The following is an 18,148-nucleotide window of genomic DNA, read 5'->3' as shown; positions in this document are numbered from 1 at the left end:
CCCTTCGCCCGGCTGCTCGGCGCCTTCGTCCTGCAGGCCGCCGCGACCGGCCTGATGCTGGCGGGCACCCAGTACTTCGCGACGTACATCCTCGACAGCCCCGGCGCCACGACTCTGCTCTTCGCCTGCCTCATCGTCCCGTCGCTGCTCGCGATGCCGCTGTGGCTGGCCGTCGGCCGCCGCACCGGCAAGCGCAACGCGGCGCTCGCCGCCTCGCTGTGCTTCCTGCTGGGGGCCGTGGGCGCCGCGACGGGCCGCGAGCTGCCGACCGCCCTGATCTACGCGGCCGTCGCGCTGGCCGGGGTCGGGTACGCCGGCATGCAGATGCTGCCGATGGCCATGCTCGGCGACACCATCGCCGCCGACGCGTACACCAGCGGGCGGCGCAGGGCCGGGGTCTTCACCGGGCTGTGGACCGCGGGCGAGACGCTCGGACTCGCCCTGGGGCCCGGCCTGTTCGGGCTCGTGCTCGCGCTCGGCGACTTCGCCTCGTCCGACGCCGACCACCGCGTCGCCCAGCCCGACTCCGCACTCACCGCGATCGTCGTCGGTTTCGGCATCCTGCCCGCCGTCCTGCTGCTGCTCAGCCTCCCGCTGCTGGCCCGCTACCGCCTCACCGAGGCCGAACTGACCCGGCTGCGCGCCGGGTCCACCCCGCACAACGAGGAGCTCGTATGACGTCCGACCCGATCCTCTCCCGCCTCGCCGCCCTGCGCGCGGACGATCTGCCGGTCCACGGCGGACGCACCATGGCCTACGTCTACGACTCCGGACTCGCGGGCCTGGAGGACCTGGCGAACGCCGCGCAGGCCGCGTTCGCCGGGGTCAACGGGCTCGACATGACGGCGTTCCCGAGCGTGGTGGAGCTGGAGAACGACCTGGTCCGGCGGGCCACGACGCTGCTCGGCGGCGCAGCGGGCACCTTCACCAGCGGCGGCACCGAGAGCTGCCTGCTCGCCGTGCTGACGGCACGTCAGCACGCCCGTCGGCTGCGGGGCGTGACGGACCCCGAGCTGGTCCTGCCGGAGACGGCGCACGCCGCGTTCCACAAGGCAGCCGAGCTCTTCGGACTCCGGGTGGTGAGCGTGCCCGTCGACCCGGCGACCTTCAAGGTGCGTCCCTGCGACGTGGCCGCGGCGATCAGTGACCGCACCGCGCTGGTCGTCGTCTCCGCGCCGTCGTACGCGCACGGCGTCCTCGACCCGGTCGCCGAGGTGGCGGCCGAGGCGGCGCGGCGCGGGGTGCTCTGCCATGTCGACGCCTGCATCGGGGGCTGGTACCTCGGGCACCTGAGGCAGGCGGTGCGACAGGGGTGCTTTGCCCATGACGCGCCGGAAATACCGGATTTCGACCTGTCCGTACCCGGTGTGACCTCCCTCTCGGTGGACCTCCACAAGTACGCGTACACGGCGAAGGGCGCCTCGCTCCTGCTGTTCCGGGACGCCGCGCTGCGCCGTCACGGCTGGTTCGCGCACGCCGCCTGGCCCGGCTACCCCGTGGTCAACTCCACGCTCCAGGGCACCAAGTCGGCCGGGCCGCTCGCGGCGGCCTGGGCGGTGACCGAGCGCGTCGGCGACGAGGGTTACACCGCGTTGTCGACGCGCGTGCACCGGGCGACCCGCGCGCTCGCCGAGGGTGTCGAGCGGATCGAGGGGCTGCGGCTGCTCGCGCCGCCCGAGGCGTCGCTGCTGGCCGTCGCCTGCGACGACCCCGGCCTCGACGTGTTCGTCGTGGCGGACGAGATCCGGGGGAGCGGCTGGTACCTGCAGCCCCAGCCGGCGTTCGGCGCGTCCCCGGCCAACCTGCATCTGACGGTGACCGCGGCGGTGGCGGACGAGGAGACGGTGCGGCTGCTGCTCGCGGAGCTGGAGAAGGCGGTGGCGCGGGCGCGCGTGCACGGGCCCGTGCAGGTCGATCCGGCGATCGTCGAGGCCGCCGCCTCGCTGGACCCGGACGCGCTCACCCCGGAGGAGGTCGAGGCGGCGCTGGCCCTCGCGGGGGTGGGCGGCGGGCTGCCCGAACGGATGGCGCCGGTGCTCGCCGTGCTGCAGGCGCTGCCGCCCCGGCTGAGCGAGCGGCTGCTGCCGGAGGTCATCGGGCGGCTGTACCAGGTCTGACCCGTCCGCGAGGGCCTGTCGTCGCACTCCCGTCGTCGCCCGAAGCGCGGCCTCGCGGCGTCCGGTGTAGCGAGAGCGCGTGCCAGGGGGGGGCGTGGGTCGTGGGGCAGACGGGAGGCTGAGGACAGGTCCTAGAGGCCGGACATGCGCCGAGGGGCGGAGCCGGTCGGCTCCGCCCCTCGGGTGTGACGTTTCTGCGCTGGGGATCCGGCTCAGACGTCCTCGTGCGCCACCGCGCGCCGGGCGTCCGCGTCCAGCACGCCCCAGCTGATCAGCTGCTCGGTGAGGACCGAGGGCGACTGGTCGTAGATGACGGCAAGGGTGCGCAGGTCGTCCTGGCGGATCGAGAGCACCTTGCCGTTGTAGTCACCGCGCTGCGACTGGATCGTGGCGGCGTAGCGCTGCAGCGGGCCCGCCTTCTCCGGCGGCACGTGGGCCAGGCGCTCCAGGTCCAGGACCAGCTTCGGCGGGGGCTCGGCGGCGCCGCCCGGGGTCGTCCCCGGAAGCAGCTCCTGCACCGGCACTCCGTAGAAGTCCGCCAGCTCGGCAAGGCGCTGCACGGTGACGGCACGGTCACCGCGCTCGTACGACCCGACCACGACCGCCTTCCAGCGTCCCTGGGACTTCTCCTCGACGCCGTGGAGGGAAAGGCCCTGCTGGGTGCGGATCGCGCGGAGTTTGGCCCCGAGCTGTTTGGCGTATTCGCTGGACATATAGCTCCCCGGACACTGCATCACTTAGCGGCTGCGCCGCGTGGCTGGTAACTCACTGTGAGGTTACGCAGCGTTACTTGGCCGCGTCAAGCCGAATGGTCCGTACCGACCTTCTCGTGAATTCGCAGTTCCCGCACCTTGTGGGGGGTGATCGGTGATGTTCGGGGGCTGGTAGTCTGAGTGGCGCAATTCCGACGTCCTTTAAGGTCCGTCCCGTGAGGCGGAGAAGGGGGTCCAGCCGTTGTGAACACGCAGCACATGGACACGCAGAAGTCCGATGCCCGGCCCGTACTCGAAGGCCCTGACATCGCGCGGGTACTGACCCGCATCGCCCACGAGATCGTCGAGCGCGCCAAGGGCGCCGAGGACGTGGTCCTCCTGGGCATTCCCACCCGCGGCGTCTTCCTCGCCCGCCGACTGGCCGACAAGCTCGCCGAGGTCACCGGCCGCACCGTCCCCGTCGGCTCGCTCGACATCACGATGTACCGCGACGACCTGCGCATGCACCCGCCGCGCGCGCTGGCCCGCACCGACATCCCCGCCGAGGGCATCGACGGACGCCTCGTGGTCCTCGTCGACGACGTGCTGTTCTCCGGCCGCACCATCCGGGCCGCGCTCGACGCCCTGAACGACATCGGGCGCCCGCGCGCCGTTCAGCTCGCGGTCCTCGTCGACCGCGGCCACCGGGAACTCCCGATCCGCGCCGACTACGTCGGCAAGAACCTCCCCACGTCGCTGCGGGAGACGGTCAAGGTCCAGCTCGCCGAGGAGGACGGCCGCGACGCCGTGCTGCTCGGTGCCAAGCCGGACGCCCAGGCAGCCGAGCACTAGCCACCTCCCCTGCCGTACGTGCGCCACGTACGGCGGGACAGGTGCGCCCTCGCGCGCCCGTATGCCCCGAATCGTCCTGAACTTCCTTACGGAGCACCCCAGATGATGCGACACCTCATCTCGGCCGCCGACCTCTCCCGCGACGACGCCGTCCTGGTCCTCGACACCGCCGAGGAGATGGCCCGGGTCGCCGACCGGCCCATCAAGAAGCTGCCCGCGCTGCGCGGGCGGACCATCTGCAACCTCTTCTTCGAGGACTCGACCCGGACCCGGATCTCCTTCGAGGCCGCCGAGAAGCGCCTGTCCGCCGACGTCATCAACTTCGCCGCCAAGGGCTCCAGCGTCTCCAAGGGCGAGTCGCTGAAGGACACCGCGCAGACCCTGGAGGCCATGGGCGTCGACGCCGTCGTCATCCGGCACAGCGCCTCCGGCGCCCCGTACCGGCTCGCCACCTCCGGCTGGATCGACGCCCCCGTGATCAACGCGGGCGACGGCACCCACCAGCACCCCACGCAGGCGCTGCTCGACGCCTTCACCATGCGCCGCCGCCTGGTCGGCGCGGACGCCGGGATCGGCCAGGGACTCGACGGCAAGCGCGTCACGCTCGTCGGCGACGTCCTGCACAGCCGCGTCGCCCGCTCGAACGTCGACCTGCTGCACACGCTCGGCGCCGAGGTCACCCTCGTCGCCCCGCCCACCCTGCTGCCCGTCGGCGTCGAGACCTGGCCCTGCGAGATCAGCTACGACCTCGACTCCACGCTCACCAAGTCCGACGCGGTGATGATGCTGCGCGTGCAGCGCGAGCGGATGAACGCGGCCTTCTTCCCGACCGAGCGCGAGTACTCGCGCCGCTACGGCCTCGACGGCGACCGCATGGCGAAGATGCCCGAGCACGCCATCGTGATGCACCCCGGCCCGATGGTCCGCGGCATGGAGATCTCCGCCGAGGTCGCCGACTCGGACCGCTGCACGGTCGTCGAGCAGGTCGCCAACGGCGTCCACACGCGCATGGCCGTCCTGTACCTGCTGCTCGGCGGCAACGAGCCCGCCGTCAGCCACACCCGTACCGAGGGGAACTAAGAACATGAGCAAGATCCTGATCCGTGGTGCGAAGGTGCTCGGCGGCGAGCCGCAGGACGTCCTGATCGACGGCGCCGTCATCGCCGAGGTGGGCACGGGCCTGAGCGCGCAGGGCGCCGAGGTCGTCGACGCCGAGGGCAAGGTGCTCCTGCCGGGCCTCGTCGACCTGCACACCCACCTGCGAGAGCCGGGCCGCGAGGACTCCGAGACGGTCCTGACCGGCACGCAGGCCGCCGCCTCCGGGGGCTACACCGCCGTGTTCGCCATGGCCAACACCTTCCCCGTCGCCGACACCGCCGGCGTCGTCGAGCAGGTCTACCGGCTCGGCCAGGAGGGCGGCTACTGCGACGTACAGCCCATCGGCGCCGTCACCGTCGGCCTGGAGGGACAGAAGCTCGCCGAGCTCGGCGCCATGCACGAGTCGGCCGCCGGCGTCACCGTCTTCTCCGACGACGGCAAGTGCGTCCACGACGCCGTGATCATGCGCCGCGCCCTGGAGTACGTGAAGGCCTTCAACGGCGTCGTCGCGCAGCACGCACAGGAGCCCCGCCTCACCGAGGGCGCGCAGATGAACGAGGGCATCGTCTCCGCGGAGCTGGGCCTGGGCGGCTGGCCGGCCGTCGCCGAGGAGTCGATCATCGCCCGCGACGTGCTGCTCGCCGAGCACGTCGGCTCGCGCGTGCACATCTGCCACCTGTCCACGGCCGGGTCCGTCGAGATCGTGCGCTGGGCCAAGTCCCGCGGCATCGACGTGACCGCCGAGGTGACCCCGCACCACCTGCTCCTCACCGACGAGCTCGTGCGCTCGTACAACCCGGTCTACAAGGTCAACCCGCCGCTGCGCACCGAGAAGGACGTCATGGCGCTGCGCGAGGCGCTCGCCGACGGCACGATCGACATCGTCGCCACCGACCACGCCCCGCACCCGCACGAGGACAAGGACTGCGAGTGGGCCGCGGCCGCCATGGGCATGGTGGGCCTGGAGACCGCGCTGAGCGTGGTCCAGCAGACGATGGTCGAGACGGGCCTGCTCGACTGGGCGGGCGTCGCCGAGCGCATGTCCGTCAAGCCCGCCGAGATCGGGCAGGCAGCCGGCCACGGACGTCCCGTCTCGGCTGGTGAGCCCGCGAACCTCGTCCTGGTCGACGCCGACTACCGTGGAGCCGTTGACCCCGCGGGCTTCGCCTCCCGCAGCCGCAACACCCCGTACGAGGGCCGTGAGCTGCCGGGGCGCGTCACCCACACCTGGCTGCGGGGCAAGGCCACCCTCGCCGACGGGAAGCTCGCGTGACTCCACTGCTGTACCTCGCTGCCGATCAGAAGTCGGCGGACGTGACGGACTGGCCCGACCGGATCGGCTGGATCGTCGGACTGCTGCTCTTCATCACGCTCGTGTACTGGCTGATGCGCCAGGGCTGGAAGTGGCGGGGCACCCTGCAGGGCGGCCTGCCCGAGCTGCCCAGCGCGCCGTCCGAGCGGGGCGCGGCGAAACTTGAGCTGAGCGGCCGGTACCACGGCTCCACCACCGCCGGGCAGTGGCTCGACCGCATCGTGGCGCACGGCCTCGGCACCCGCAGCCGCGTGGAGCTGACCCTGACGGACGCCGGTCTCGACGTCGTACGCCCCGGGGCGGCGGACTTCTTCGTCCCGGCACAGGCGCTGCGCGGGGCCCGGCTGGACAAGGGCATCGCCGGCAAGGTCCTGACGGAAGGCGGTCTGCTGATCGTCACCTGGGCGCTCGGCGACAAGCTGATCGACTCCGGGTTCCGCTCGGACCGGGCCGCCGAGCAGGCGGACTGGGTCACCGCCCTCAACGACATGACCGACCCGAAGACCACGACCACACAGACGGACACGACGGAAGGCGCCGCACGATGACCACCTCCACCAGGGGAACCGCGAAGGTTCCCGCCGTACTCGTCCTGGAGGACGGCCGGGTGTTCCGCGGTCGCGCCTACGGGGCCGTGGGGGAGACGTTCGGCGAGGCCGTGTTCTCCACCGGCATGACCGGCTACCAGGAGACCCTCACCGACCCGTCGTACGACCGTCAGATCGTGGTCGCCACCGCGCCGCAGATCGGCAACACCGGCTGGAACGACGAGGACGACGAGTCGAGCCGCATCTGGGTCTCCGGCTACGTCGTGCGCGACCCCGCCCGCATCCCGTCGAACTGGCGCGCACAGCGCTCCCTCGACGACGAGCTGGTCGCCCAGGACATCGTCGGCATCAGCGGCATCGACACCCGCGCGCTCACCCGCCACCTGCGCGAGCGCGGCTCCATGCGCTCCGGCATCTTCTCCGGCGAGACGCTGCCGGCCGACACCGAGCTGGTCCAGAAGGTCCAGGCGCAGCCCGCCATGAAGGGCCTGAGCCTGTACGAGGAGGTCGCCACCAAGGAGACCTACGTCGTCCCGGCGGTCGGCACCAAGCGCTTCACCGTCGCCGCGATCGACCTCGGCATCAAGGGCATGACCCCGCACCGCATGGCCGAGCGCGGCATCGAGGTCCACGTGCTGCCCGCCACGGCGACGGTCGAGGACGTCTACGCCGTCGCTCTCGACGGCGTCTTCTTCTCCAACGGCCCGGGCGACCCCGCCACCGCCGAGGGCCCGGTCGCGCTGATGACCGCCGTCCTGGAGCGCAGGACGCCGCTGTTCGGCATCTGCTTCGGCAACCAGATCCTCGGCCGTGCCCTCGGCTTCGGCACGTACAAGCTGAAGTACGGCCACCGCGGCATCAACCAGCCGGTGCAGGACCGCACCACCGGCAAGGTCGAGGTCACCGCGCACAATCACGGCTTCGCCGTCGACGCGCCCCTCGACAAGGTGAGCGAGACCCCCTTCGGCCGCGCCGAGGTCTCCCACGTCTGCCTGAACGACCAGGTCGTCGAGGGCCTCCAGCTGCTCGACCAGCCGGCGTTCTCCGTCCAGTACCACCCGGAGGCGGCCGCCGGTCCGCACGACGCCGCCTACCTGTTCGACCGCTTCGTTTCTCTGATGGAGGGCCAGCGTGCCTAAGCGCTCCGATATCCAGTCCGTCCTGGTCATCGGCTCCGGCCCGATCGTCATCGGCCAGGCCGCCGAGTTCGACTACTCCGGCACCCAGGCGTGCCGCATCCTGCGCGCCGAGGGCCTGCGGGTCATCCTCGTCAACTCGAACCCGGCGACGATCATGACCGACCCGGAGATCGCCGACGCCACGTACGTCGAGCCGATCACCCCCGAGTTCGTCGAGAAGATCATCGCGAAGGAGCGCCCCGACGCGCTCCTGCCCACCCTCGGCGGCCAGACCGCACTCAACACCGCGATCTCCATGCACGAGCAGGGCGTCCTCGACAAGTACGGCGTCGAGCTCATCGGCGCCAACGTCGAGGCGATCAACAAGGGCGAGGACCGCGACCTCTTCAAGGGCGTCGTCGAAGAGGTCCGCAAGAAGATCGGGCACGGCGAGTCCGCCCGCTCGGTCATCTGCCACTCCATGGACGACGTCCTCAAGGGCGTCGATACCCTCGGCGGCTACCCCGTCGTCGTCCGCCCCTCCTTCACCATGGGCGGCGCCGGCTCCGGCTTCGCGCACGACGAGGAGGAGCTGCGCCGCATCGCCGGCCAGGGCCTGACGCTCTCCCCGACCACCGAGGTGCTCCTGGAGGAGTCCATCCTCGGCTGGAAGGAGTACGAGCTGGAGCTGATGCGCGACAAGAACGACAACGTCGTGGTCGTCTGCTCCATCGAGAACTTCGACCCGATGGGCGTGCACACCGGCGACTCGATCACCGTCGCCCCGTCGATGACGCTCACCGACCGCGAGTACCAGCGGCTGCGCGACATCGGCATCGCGATCATCCGCGAGGTCGGCGTCGACACCGGCGGCTGCAACATCCAGTTCGCGGTGAACCCCGACGACGGCCGCATCATCGTCATCGAGATGAACCCCCGCGTCTCGCGCTCCTCCGCCCTGGCCTCCAAGGCCACGGGCTTCCCGATCGCGAAGATCGCCGCCAAGCTGGCCGTCGGCTACACGCTCGACGAGATCCCGAACGACATCACCGAGAAGACGCCGGCCTCCTTCGAGCCGACGCTCGACTACGTCGTCGTGAAGGCCCCGCGCTTCGCCTTCGAGAAGTTCCCGAGCGCCGACTCCACCCTCACCACGACCATGAAGTCGGTCGGCGAGGCCATGGCCATCGGCCGCAACTTCACCGAGGCCTTCCAGAAGGCGCTGCGCTCCCTGGAGAAGAAGGGCAGCCAGTTCACCTTCGTGGGCCCGGTCGGCGACAAGACCGCTCTCCTCGAAGAGGCCGTGCGCCCGACCGACGGCCGGATCAACACCGTCATGGAGGCGATCCGGGCCGGCGCCACGCCCGAGGAGGTCTTCGACTACACGAAGATCGACCCCTGGTTCGTGGACCAGCTGTTCCTGATCAAGGAGGTCGCCGACGAGCTGGCGGCCGCCGAGCGGCTCGACACCGAGCTGCTCGCCGAGGCCAAGCGGCACGGCTTCTCCGACCACCAGATCGCCGAGATCCGCGGCCTGCGCGAGGACGTCGTCCGCGAGGTCCGGCACGCCCTCGGGGTGCGCCCGGTCTACAAGACGGTCGACACCTGCGCCGCCGAGTTCGCCGCCAAGACGCCGTACTTCTACTCCTCGTACGACGAGGAGTCCGAGGTCGCGCAGCGCACCAAGCCCGCGGTGATCATCCTGGGCTCCGGCCCGAACCGCATCGGCCAGGGCATCGAGTTCGACTACTCCTGCGTCCACGCCTCCTTCGCGCTCAGCGACGCGGGCTACGAGACCGTGATGGTCAACTGCAACCCGGAGACCGTCTCCACGGACTACGACACCTCCGACCGCCTGTACTTCGAGCCGCTGACGCTGGAAGACGTGCTGGAGATCGTGCACGCGGAGTCCCTCGCGGGCCCGATCGCGGGCGTCGTCGTGCAGCTCGGCGGGCAGACCCCGCTGGGCCTCGCGCAGGCGCTCAAGGACAACGGCGTGCCCGTCGTCGGCACGTCCCCGGAGGCGATCCACGCCGCCGAGGACCGCGGCGCCTTCGGCCGGGTGCTCGCCGAGGCCGGTCTCCCGGCCCCGAAGCACGGCACCGCCACCACGTTCGCGGAAGCGAAGGCCATCGCCGACGAGATCGGCTACCCGGTCCTCGTGCGCCCCTCGTACGTGCTCGGCGGCCGCGGCATGGAGATCGTCTACGACGAGACCCGCCTGTCCTCGTACATCGAGGAGTCGACCGAGATCAGCCCGTCCCGGCCCGTCCTGGTGGACCGCTTCCTGGACGACGCCATCGAGATCGATGTGGACGCGCTCTACGACGGCAAGGAGCTCTACCTCGGCGGCGTCATGGAGCACATCGAGGAGGCCGGCATCCACTCCGGCGACTCGGCGTGCGCCCTGCCCCCGATCACGCTCGGCGGCTTCGACATCAAGCGCCTGCGCGCCTCGACCGAGGCCATCGCCAAGGGCGTCGGCGTCCGCGGACTCATCAACATCCAGTTCGCGATGGCCGGTGACATCCTCTACGTCCTGGAGGCCAACCCGCGCGCCTCGCGCACCGTCCCCTTCACCTCGAAGGCGACCGCGGTGCCGCTCGCCAAGGCCGCCGCCCGCATCTCGCTGGGCGCCACCGTCGCCGAACTGCGCGCCGAGGGCCTGCTCCCGAAGACCGGCGACGGCGGCACGCTGCCGCTGGACGCGCCGATCTCCGTCAAGGAGGCCGTCATGCCGTGGTCGCGCTTCCGCGACATCCACGGCCGCGGCGTCGACACCGTCCTCGGCCCGGAGATGCGCTCCACCGGCGAGGTCATGGGCATCGACTCCGTCTTCGGCACGGCGTACGCCAAGTCGCAGGCGGGCGCGTACGGGCCGCTGCCGACCAAGGGCCGCGCCTTCATCTCGGTCGCCAACCGGGACAAGCGCTCGATGATCTTCCCGGCGCGCGAGCTGGTCGCCCACGGCTTCGAGCTGATGGCCACCTCCGGCACGGCCGAGGTCCTCAAGCGCAACGGCATCAACGCCACCATCGTGCGCAAGCAGTCCGAGGGCGAGGGCCCGAACGGCGAGAAGACGATCGTCCAGCTCATCCACGACGGTGACGTCGACCTGATCGTCAACACCCCGTACGGCACCGGCGGCCGCCTCGACGGCTACGAGATCCGCACGGCGGCGGTCGCCCGCTCCGTGCCCTGCCTGACCACGGTCCAGGCCCTCGCGGCCGCCGTCCAGGGCATCGACGCCCTCAACCACGGCGACGTGGGCGTCCGTTCACTGCAGGAACACGCGGAACACCTGACCGCGGCCCGCGACTAGCAGCCAAGAGGGGGACACCGAAAGCGGTGTCCCCCTCTTCATGAGCCCCGCATGAGCCCCCGCCTCCTGCACACCCCTAGGACCTGAGCCATGTACAAGCTGTTCTTCCGCCTCGTCTTCAAGCGCATGGACCCCGAAAAGGCCCACTACCTGGCCTTCCGCTGGATCCGCCTCGCGGCCCGCACCCCGGTCCTGCGCACCTTCGTAGCGGCCGCTCTCGCGCCGCGCTACAAGGAACTGCGTACCGAAGCCCTCGGTCTCCGTATGCACGGTCCCTTCGGCCTCGCCGCCGGCTTCGACAAGAACGCCATCGCGATCGACGGCATGGCGATGCTCGGGTTCGACCACATCGAGATCGGCACCGTCACCGGCGAGCCGCAGCCCGGCAACCCCAAGAAGCGCCTCTTCCGGCTCGTGCCGGACCGCGCGCTCATCAACCGCATGGGCTTCAACAACGAGGGCTCGCTGGCCGTCGCCGCCCGTCTCGCCTCGCGCAACCCGGTCGTCAGGACCACGGTCGGCGTGAACATCGGCAAGACGAAGGTCGTCCCGGAGGCGGAGGCCGTCGCCGACTACGTGAAGTCCACCGAGCGCCTCGCCGCCTTCGCCGACTACCTGGTCGTGAACGTCTCCTCGCCGAACACGCCGGGCCTGCGCAACCTCCAGGCCACGGAGGCGCTGCGCCCGCTGCTCACCGCCGTGCGCGAGGCCGCCGACCGCACCGTGCGCGCCCGCCGCGTCCCGCTCCTGGTGAAGATCGCGCCCGACCTCGCGGACGAGGACGTCGACGCGGTCGCGGACCTGGCCGTGGAACTCGGCCTCGACGGCATCATCGCCACGAACACCACGATCTCCCGCGAAGGCCTCACCACCAAGGGCGCGCTCGTCAACGAGACCGGCGGCCTGTCCGGGGCACCCCTCAAGGAGCGCTCCCTGGAGGTCCTCAGGCGCCTCTACGCGCGCGTGGGGGACCGGATCACCCTCGTGGGCGTCGGCGGCATCGAGAACGCCGAGGACGCCTGGCAGCGCATCCTCGCCGGCGCCACGCTCATCCAGGGCTACTCGGCCTTCATCTACGAGGGCCCGTTCTACGCCCGCGCGATCCACAAGGGGCTCGCCGCCCGCCTCCGTACGAGCCCGCACGTCACCCTCGCCGACGCGATCGGCGCCGATGTCAGGAAGAAGGCCAACGCCGCATGAGTGTCCTCGAACCCTTCGGTGCCCGTCTGCGCCGCGTCATGGACGAGCGCGGCCCGCTGTGCGTCGGGATCGACCCGCACGCCGCCCTGCTCTCCTCCTGGGGCCTGAACGACGACGTCGCCGGCCTGGAGACCTTCACGCGCACGGCGGTCGAGGCCTTCGCGGACACCGTCGCCGTGGTCAAGCCGCAGATGGCCTTCTTCGAGCGGTTCGGCTCGCGCGGCGTCGCCGTCCTGGAGCGGGCGGTCGCCGACCTGCGCGCCGCGGGCACCCTCGTCGTCATGGACGCCAAGCGCGGCGACATCGGCTCCACCATGGCCGCGTACGCGCAGACCTTCCTGCACAAGGACGCGCCGCTGTTCTCGGACGCCCTGACGGTGTCCCCGTACCTCGGCTACGGCTCGCTGAAGCCGGCCGTCGACCTCGCGCGCGAGACCGGCGCGGGGCTCTTCGTCCTCGCGCTCACCTCCAACCCCGAGGGCGGCGAGGTGCAGCACGCCGTGCGGGCGGACGGCCGCAACGTCGGCGCGACGATGCTCGGCCACCTCGCCGAGGAGAACGCGGGGGAGAGCCCGATGGGTTCCTTCGGCGCGGTCGTCGGCGCGACGCTCGGGGACCTGTCCTCGTACGCGCTCGACATCAACGGCCCGCTCCTCGCGCCCGGCATCGGCGCCCAGGGCGCCACGGCCGCCGATCTCCCGGCGGTGTTCGGCGCGGCCGTGCGCAACGTCGTACCGAATGTGAGCCGTGGGGTCCTCAAGGCGGGGCCGTCCGCGAGCGCGCTGCGGGACGCGGCCGTCCGGTTCGCGGACGAGGTGCGTGAGGCGGTCGCCGGCGCGGACACGGACGCGAAATGACGGTGTCCAGGGGTGGCACTCCGTGCCGACCTTGGGCCCCGCGTCCGAATCCTGACCGATTTAACGGTCGTTTTGCCGGAAATGTACGTCCTGAGCGAGGCTGACCAGGACTTTTCCTCTGTTCTCGCTGACTCGGGCGGCCTTGCCCGCTAGTCTCCGTCGAGAGCGAACGGGCGAACGCAGGCAACCGCGTTGCTCTTTGCTCCCCAGGTGTGGGGCGATTAGGTTCCTCACCGGTCCGTATCCGACAGTTCGACATCCGAGGTGACGTAGGCGTGGCTCTTCCGCCCCTTACCCCTGAACAGCGCGCAGCCGCGCTCGAAAAGGCCGCCGCGGCTCGCCGGGAGCGGGCCGAGGTCAAGAATCGACTCAAGCACTCCGGTGCCTCTCTCCATGAGGTCATCAAGCAGGGTCAGGAGAACGACGTCATCGGAAAGATGAAGGTCTCCGCCCTCCTCGAGTCCCTGCCGGGCGTGGGCAAGGTCCGCGCCAAGCAGCTCATGGAGCGTCTCGGGATCTCCGAATCCCGCCGGGTGCGCGGTCTCGGTTCCAACCAGATCGCCTCCCTGGAGCGCGAGTTCGGCAGCACCGGAGCCTGAGTGCCACTGGCCGGCCCGAGGGCTGGTCCGGGCACTCCGGAACAACTGGAATAATCGCTGCATGAGTGAACGTCCGCGGCTGACCGTGCTCTCCGGCCCCTCTGGAGTCGGCAAGAGCACGGTCGTCGCTCATATGCGCAAGGAACACCCCGAGGTCTGGCTCTCGGTGTCGGCGACGACCCGCAAGCCGCGCCCCGGCGAGAAGCACGGGGTCCAGTACTTCTTCGTCACCGATGAGGAGATGGACAAGCTGATCGCCAATGGCGAGCTCCTTGAGTGGGCCGAGTTCGCGGGGAACCGCTACGGCACCCCTCGCCGCGCCGTGCTCGAGCGCCTGGAGGCGGGCGAGCCGGTGCTCCTCGAGATCGATCTGCAGGGCGCGCGGCTCGTGCGCGAGTCGATGCCCGAGGCGCAGCTGGTCTTCCTGGCCCCGCCGAGCTGGGAGGAGCTGGTCCGCCGGCTCACCGGGCGCGGCACCGAGGCCCCGGAGGTCATCGAGCGCCGGCTCGAGGCCGCCAAGGTGGAGCTGGCCGCCGAGGCGGAGTTCGACACCACCCTGGTCAACACCTCCGTCGAGGACGTGGCGCGCGAGCTGCTAGCCTTGATGAAGGTTCTTTGATCTTTACCCCAGTCGGGACCCCCCAGGTTCCGGCCCCCATCGGAAGGCAGAGAGTGTCCTCTTCCATCACCACGCCCGAGGGCATCATCAACCCGCCGATTGATGAGCTGCTCGAAGCCACCGACTCGAAGTACAGTCTGGTCATCTACGCCGCCAAGCGCGCGCGTCAGATCAACGCGTACTACTCGCAGCTCGGTGAAGGCCTGCTCGAGTACGTCGGCCCGCTGGTGGACACGCACGTCCACGAGAAGCCGCTCTCGATCGCGCTTCGTGAGATCAACGCCGGTCTGCTGACGTCGGAGGCCATCGAGGGCCCCGCGCAGTAACACGCGGTTTCTGTACGTCACCACAGGCCCGGCAGTGCTGCTGCCGGGCCTGTGGTGTGTCATGGAGTCGTACGGACACGAGTGCGGGGAGGCACGGACGGTGGATGCGGTGGACAAGCCGAAGGTCGTTCTGGGGGTCAGCGGCGGGATCGCGGCCTACAAGGCGTGCGAACTGCTGCGGCGGCTGACCGAGTCGGGCCACGACGTACGCGTCGTCCCCACCGACGCCGCGCTGCACTTCGTGGGCGCCGCGACCTGGTCGGCGCTGTCCGGCAACCCGGTCTCCACCGAGGTCTGGGACTCCGTCCACGAGGTCCCGCACGTCCGCATCGGCCAGCACGCGGACGTCGTGGTCGTCGCTCCGGCCACCGCCGACATGCTCGCCAAGGCCGCCCACGGCCTCGCCGACGACCTCCTCACGAACACCCTGCTCACGGCCCGCTGTCCGGTCGTCTTCGCGCCCGCCATGCACACCGAGATGTGGGAGCACCCGGCCACGCAGGAGAATGTCGCCACGCTGCGCCGCCGCGGCGCCCTCGTCATCGAGCCCGCGGTCGGCCGGCTGACGGGCGTCGACACCGGCAAGGGGCGCTTCCCCGACCCGGCCGAGATCTTCGAGTACGTACGTCGCGTACTGGCGCGCGGCGCCGCTGCCGCCGCGCCCGACCTGGCCGGCAAGCACGTCGTCGTCAGCGCAGGCGGCACCCGCGAACCGCTCGACCCGGTCCGCTTCCTCGGCAACCGCTCCTCCGGCAAGCAGGGCTACGCGCTGGCCCGTACCGCCGCCGCCCGGGGTGCGCGGGTCACGCTGCTGTCGGCGAACGCGGCCCTGCCCGATCCGGCAGGCGTCGACGTCGTCCGCGTGGGCACCGCCGTGCAATTGCGGGAGGCCGCCCTCAAGGCGGCCGCGGACGCCGACGCGGTCGTGATGGCGGCGGCCGTGGCCGACTTCCGCCCCGAGACGTACGCGACCGGCAAGATCAAGAAGAAGGACGGGCAGGAGCCCGCGCCGGTCGCGCTGGTGCGCAACCCGGACATCCTGGCGGAACTGTCCGCGGACCGGCCGCGCCTGGGCCAGGTGGTCGTCGGCTTCGCCGCGGAGACCGACGACGTCCTCGCCAACGGCCGCGCCAAACTCGCCCGCAAGGGCTGCGACCTGCTCGTCGTCAACGAGGTCGGGGAGCGCAAGACCTTCGGCTCCGAGGAGAACGAGGCCGTGATCCTGGGCGCCGACGGCAGCGAGTCGCCGGTCCCGTACGGCCCGAAGGAAGCGCTCGCCGACCGGATCTGGGACGAGGTCGTCCGACGCGTCGGCCCGACTGTCAACGCCGGGTGAAGATTCGGCCAATGCGGACCGAACCCTCGGGGGAGTGAAAAGCCGCGTTCGCCTCTTCGGGTGCCCCGAAACCCCACAAGCGCGGGAATTTCGGACGTCCCAGCCCCTTCCGAAGACCGATCGTCGTACCGCAGAATGCGGTGTCGCAGGTCACAGCGCTCCCAAGTGGCGAGACGCATGGTCCGGCGACCGAGCACGACCGATAAACTGTTCTCGGACGACGCCGGGCGCAGCCCCCGTCCCGTCCGTCAATGATCAGCCAGCAGCCGCTGCAACCACAGGGAGCGTTGTGTCCCGTCGCCTGTTCACCTCGGAGTCCGTCACCGAGGGCCACCCCGACAAGATCGCTGACCAGATCAGCGACACCATTCTCGACGCGCTGCTGCGCGAGGACCCCAAGTCCCGCGTCGCCGTCGAGACGCTGATCACCACGGGCCTCGTGCACGTGGCCGGTGAGGTGACCACGAAGGCGTACGCGCCGATCGCGCAGCTCGTGCGCGACAAGATCCTCGAGATCGGCTACGACTCGTCCAAGAAGGGCTTCGACGGCGCGTCCTGCGGCGTCTCGGTCTCCATCGGTTCGCAGTCCCCGGACATCGCGCAGGGCGTCGACACGGCGTACGAGAAGCGCGTCGAGGGCGACGAGGACGAGCTCGACAAGCAGGGCGCGGGCGACCAGGGCCTGATGTTCGGCTACGCGTGCGACGAGACGCCGGAGCTCATGCCGCTCCCGATCCACCTCGCGCACCGTCTGTCGCGGCGTCTGTCCGAGGTCCGCAAGAACGGCACGATCCCTTACCTCCGCCCGGACGGCAAGACCCAGGTCACCATCGAGTACGACGGCGACAAGGCCGTCCGCCTCGACACCGTCGTGGTCTCCTCGCAGCACGCGTCGGACATCGACCTGGACTCGCTGCTCGCCCCGGACATCCGCGAGTTCGTCGTCGAGCCGGAGCTGAAGGCTCTCCTCGAGGACGGCATCAAGCTGGAGACCGAGGGCTACCGCCTCCTGGTCAACCCGACCGGTCGCTTCGAGATCGGCGGCCCGATGGGCGACGCCGGCCTGACCGGCCGCAAGATCATCATCGACACGTACGGCGGCTACGCCCGCCACGGCGGCGGCGCCTTCTCCGGCAAGGACCCGTCCAAGGTCGACCGTTCGGCCGCGTACGCGATGCGCTGGGTCGCCAAGAACGTCGTCGCCGCGGGCCTGGCGGCGCGCTGCGAGGTCCAGGTCGCATACGCGATCGGCAAGGCCGAGCCGGTGGGTCTGTTCGTCGAGACCTTCGGCACGGCGACGGTCGACACCGACAAGATCGAGGCCGCGATCAGCGAGGTCTTCGACCTGCGCCCGGCCGCGATCATCCGCGACCTCGACCTGCTCCGCCCGATCTACTCCCAGACGGCCGCCTACGGCCACTTCGGGCGCGCGCTGCCCGACTTCACCTGGGAGAGGACCGACCGCGTGGACGCACTGCGCAAGGCTGCGGGTCTGTAGGTCCCGACAGCGACGCTCGTGGGGCCCGGCTCTCCTTCGGGAGGGCCGGGCCTCCGCGTTTTCCGGGCGCCTTCGACTGTCAGTCCCCTCTGGTAGGAATGCACCTGTGAGCAGCGACAACGACACCCCCGAGCAGCCCGCCGGCGGCGAGCCGGAGCAGCTTGCGCTTCTTCGGGAGAGCGTGCGCAAGGCGAAGGCGCCGAAGGCCAAGCCGCGGACGTGGCGGGGAGCGGCGCTCGCCCAGGAGCTGCCGGTGGCGCGGGTGCTCGTCGACAAGGGAGTGCTGCATCTCGACCGGTACTTCGAGTACGCGATTCCGGAGGAGCTGGACGCTGTTGCCCAGCCGGGGGTGCGGGTGCGGGTGCGGTTCGGGGCCGGCAGCAGGAACGTGCGCGACGGGCGGCGCGAAGGCGGCGGCCTCATCGACGGGTTCCTGGTGGAGCGGGTCGCCGAGGCCGAGTACCAAGGGCCGTTGGCCGCGCTCGCCCAGGTGCTGTCGCCCGAACCGGTGCTCGGCGCCGACCTGTTGGGGCTGACCCGGGCCGTGGCCGACCGGTACGCGGGCAGCCTCGCGGACGTGCTGCAGCTCGCCGTTCCACCGCGGCACGCGAAGGCCGAGGCCAAGCAATTCCCGGCGCCGCCCGCGGCTCCGGC

16 protein-coding genes and 1 pseudogene are annotated in these 18,148 nt (G+C 70.9%); 16 read left to right on the top strand and 1 reads right to left on the bottom strand.

The features are described from left to right. Together G3I40_RS10265 and G3I40_RS10260 are read left to right on the top strand one after the other, a co-directional pair. Positions 1-678: MFS transporter (locus G3I40_RS10265; protein ID WP_164301846.1), on the top strand; the 678-nt coding region annotated here is incomplete at its 5' end. Beyond that, positions 675-2,117, top strand: coding sequence for an aminotransferase class V-fold PLP-dependent enzyme (locus G3I40_RS10260; RefSeq protein ID WP_164301845.1), 1,443 nt, complete (start codon positions 675-677; stop codon positions 2,115-2,117). The genes G3I40_RS10265 and G3I40_RS10260, both read left to right, overlap by 4 nt. 212 nt (positions 2,118-2,329) lie before the next feature. Here the strand turns inward: G3I40_RS10260 and bldD are convergent, their stop codons facing one another. After that, positions 2,330-2,830 carry a transcriptional regulator BldD gene (gene bldD / locus G3I40_RS10255; RefSeq protein WP_164301844.1) on the bottom strand — a complete coding sequence of 167 codons (501 nt, stop codon included), beginning with the start codon at positions 2,828-2,830 and terminating at the stop codon, positions 2,330-2,332. A 258-nt stretch (positions 2,831-3,088) separates the two neighbouring features. Here bldD and pyrR point away from each other — a divergent pair, with 258 nt between their 5' ends. The 14 genes and pseudogenes from pyrR to G3I40_RS10185 form a co-directional block, all read left to right on the top strand. Further along, positions 3,089-3,661, top strand: coding sequence for a bifunctional pyr operon transcriptional regulator/uracil phosphoribosyltransferase PyrR (gene pyrR, locus G3I40_RS10250; protein ID WP_164301847.1), 573 nt, complete (start codon positions 3,089-3,091; stop codon positions 3,659-3,661). 102 nt (positions 3,662-3,763) lie between these two features. Beyond that, complete coding sequence (locus G3I40_RS10245) at positions 3,764-4,741, top strand: aspartate carbamoyltransferase catalytic subunit (RefSeq protein WP_164301843.1); 978 nt, start codon at positions 3,764-3,766, stop codon at positions 4,739-4,741. 4 nt (positions 4,742-4,745) lie between these two features. After that, the gene (locus tag G3I40_RS10240; protein WP_164301842.1) at positions 4,746-6,032 is read left to right on the top strand and encodes a dihydroorotase; all 1,287 of its coding nucleotides are present in this window, start codon (positions 4,746-4,748) and stop codon (positions 6,030-6,032) included. Beyond that, the gene (locus G3I40_RS10235) at positions 6,029-6,619 is read left to right on the top strand and encodes a hypothetical protein (RefSeq protein ID WP_164301841.1); all 591 of its coding nucleotides are present in this window, start codon (positions 6,029-6,031) and stop codon (positions 6,617-6,619) included. Before G3I40_RS10240 ends, G3I40_RS10235 begins: the two co-directional genes overlap by 4 nt. Continuing rightward, positions 6,616-7,758, top strand: coding sequence for a glutamine-hydrolyzing carbamoyl-phosphate synthase small subunit (gene carA, locus G3I40_RS10230; protein ID WP_164301840.1), 1,143 nt, complete (start codon positions 6,616-6,618; stop codon positions 7,756-7,758). The genes G3I40_RS10235 and carA overlap by 4 nt, the downstream gene beginning before the upstream one ends. Continuing rightward, positions 7,751-11,059: a carbamoyl-phosphate synthase large subunit gene (gene carB / locus G3I40_RS10225; RefSeq protein ID WP_164301839.1), complete on the top strand. Its 3,309-nt coding sequence runs from the start codon at positions 7,751-7,753 to the stop codon at positions 11,057-11,059. The genes carA and carB overlap by 8 nt, the downstream gene beginning before the upstream one ends. A 90-nt stretch (positions 11,060-11,149) precedes the next feature. Beyond that, entirely contained in the window at positions 11,150-12,259 is a 1,110-nt protein-coding gene (locus G3I40_RS10220; protein WP_164301838.1) for a quinone-dependent dihydroorotate dehydrogenase, read from the top strand. Beyond that, on the top strand, positions 12,256-13,116 hold the full coding sequence (gene pyrF / locus G3I40_RS10215) for an orotidine-5'-phosphate decarboxylase (protein WP_164301837.1): 861 nt from the start codon (positions 12,256-12,258) through the stop codon (positions 13,114-13,116). Before G3I40_RS10220 ends, pyrF begins: the two co-directional genes overlap by 4 nt. A 275-nt stretch (positions 13,117-13,391) precedes the next feature. Further along, positions 13,392-13,715 (top strand): integration host factor, encoded by a 324-nt coding sequence (locus G3I40_RS10210; RefSeq protein ID WP_164301836.1) that lies wholly within the window; start codon positions 13,392-13,394, stop codon positions 13,713-13,715. A gap of 61 nt (positions 13,716-13,776) precedes the next feature. Next, a complete protein-coding gene (gmk, locus tag G3I40_RS10205; protein ID WP_164301835.1) occupies positions 13,777-14,334 on the top strand; it encodes a guanylate kinase in 558 nt (185 codons plus the stop codon). Between the two features lie 53 nt (positions 14,335-14,387). Next, the gene (rpoZ, locus tag G3I40_RS10200; RefSeq protein WP_003970369.1) at positions 14,388-14,660 is read left to right on the top strand and encodes a DNA-directed RNA polymerase subunit omega; all 273 of its coding nucleotides are present in this window, start codon (positions 14,388-14,390) and stop codon (positions 14,658-14,660) included. 109 nt (positions 14,661-14,769) lie between these two features. Beyond that, on the top strand, positions 14,770-15,996 hold the full coding sequence (gene coaBC, locus G3I40_RS10195) for a bifunctional phosphopantothenoylcysteine decarboxylase/phosphopantothenate--cysteine ligase CoaBC (protein ID WP_343244880.1): 1,227 nt from the start codon (positions 14,770-14,772) through the stop codon (positions 15,994-15,996). A 289-nt stretch (positions 15,997-16,285) separates the two neighbouring features. Continuing rightward, positions 16,286-17,494 (top strand): methionine adenosyltransferase, encoded by a 1,209-nt coding sequence (gene metK, locus G3I40_RS10190; RefSeq protein ID WP_164301833.1) that lies wholly within the window; start codon positions 16,286-16,288, stop codon positions 17,492-17,494. Between the two features lie 106 nt (positions 17,495-17,600). Then, positions 17,601-18,148, top strand: a pseudogene (locus G3I40_RS10185) (primosome assembly protein PriA); the annotation flags it as partial.

Origin of the sequence: Streptomyces sp. SID14478 (assembly GCF_010548525.1) — a bacterium.
Classification (GTDB): domain Bacteria; phylum Actinomycetota; class Actinomycetes; order Streptomycetales; family Streptomycetaceae; genus Streptomyces.
The sequence above is the reverse complement of the archived record's forward strand: the minus strand, read 5'-3'. Positions and strand labels throughout refer to the sequence as shown.